The organism is Streptomyces sp. MB09-02B (genome assembly GCF_033794485.1).
GTDB lineage: Bacteria > Actinomycetota > Actinomycetes > Streptomycetales > Streptomycetaceae > Streptomyces.
Map to the genome: position 1 here is coordinate 1 of NZ_JARGEE010000893.1, position 1,136 is coordinate 1,136.

Below are 1,136 nucleotides of genomic sequence, written 5' to 3' on the forward strand. Positions count from 1 at the left end.
GCGGGGAGGAAGCCGACCTGGCCCGCGACCTGGACGATGTTGCCCTTCCTGACGCCGTGGGAGAACTTCGCCGGGGGTGTGGTGTGGGTCTTCGGGGTGAGGGCGATCTTGTCGGTCATCGGGGGTCCTTGTCCGTCATACGGGGTCTGACGTGGGGGTTCTGCCGGAGTACTCGCCGCTGATCGCGTCCGCGGTGCGGCGGACCAGCGGGAGCAGGGTGAGGAGTTCGTCGGCGGTGACGACGACGTTGGGCGCCGAGACCGACATCGCGGCGACGACCCGGCCGTCGGCGCCCCGGACGGGCGCGGCGACGCAGTTGATGGACTCCTCGTGGCCACCGAGGTCGGTGGCCCAGCCCTGTTCGCGGACCCGCGCCAGCTCCTTGAGGAAGGCGGGGGCGTTGGGGGTCGAACGGGACGTGTAGAGGGGGTAGTCGAGCTTCTCCGCGACGGCGCGGCGCTCGGCTTCGGGGAGGTCGGCGAGGCACAGCTTGGCGACGGCGGCGACCGTGATGGCGACCGGCTTGCCGATCCGGGAGTACATCCGGACCGGGTAGCGGCTCTCCACCTTGTCGATGTAGAGGACCTCGTTCTCCTCGTGGACGGCGAGGTGGACGGTGTGGCCGCACTGTTCGTTGAGACGTACCAGGTGGGGGTGGGCGATCTCGCGGATGTCGAGGTTCTCCACGGCCTCCTGGGCGAGGGCGAAGAGGCGGGCGCCGAGGCGGTAGCGCTGGTCGGACTGGCGGTAGACCAGGCCGTGTTCGTGGAGGGTGCGCAGGAGGCGCAGGGCGGTGGACTTGTGGACGCCCAGGCGGTCGGCGACCCGGCCGAGGTCGGCGGGGCCCTCGGCGAGCAGCGGCAGGATGCTGAGCGCGCGGTCGACGGTCTGGCTCATGGGGTGTGTACCTCCTCCTCGGCCCGGTCCGGTACGTCGGTCCAGCCGGGGGCGAGTCGAAGTCTGCCCCACGCGTCGTCGTCCAGGGCGGCGAGGCGGTCGGCGTGGTCCCGCCGGGGTGGGGTGCCGAGGTCGCCGGGGACGGGAAGGTGGCTGTCTCTTAAAAAAATTTCCGAGCCACCGAGACAGGCAGAAATTTGGTATGCGTCCTTATGTTGAAAAAAAAAAAAAAAAAAATA

1 protein-coding gene and 2 pseudogenes are annotated in these 1,136 nt (G+C 68.8%); all 3 read right to left on the minus strand.

What is annotated here, in order from left to right:
- Positions 1-119 (minus strand): annotated as a pseudogene (locus P1P70_RS44910) (RidA family protein); the annotation flags it as partial.
- A gap of 16 nt (positions 120-135) precedes the next feature.
- The gene (locus P1P70_RS44915) at positions 136-897 is read right to left on the minus strand and encodes an IclR family transcriptional regulator (RefSeq protein ID WP_319248299.1); all 762 of its coding nucleotides are present in this window, start codon (positions 895-897) and stop codon (positions 136-138) included.
- Positions 894-1,136: pseudogene (locus tag P1P70_RS44920) on the minus strand (hypothetical protein); the annotation flags it as partial. The gene P1P70_RS44915 and the pseudogene P1P70_RS44920, both read right to left, overlap by 4 nt.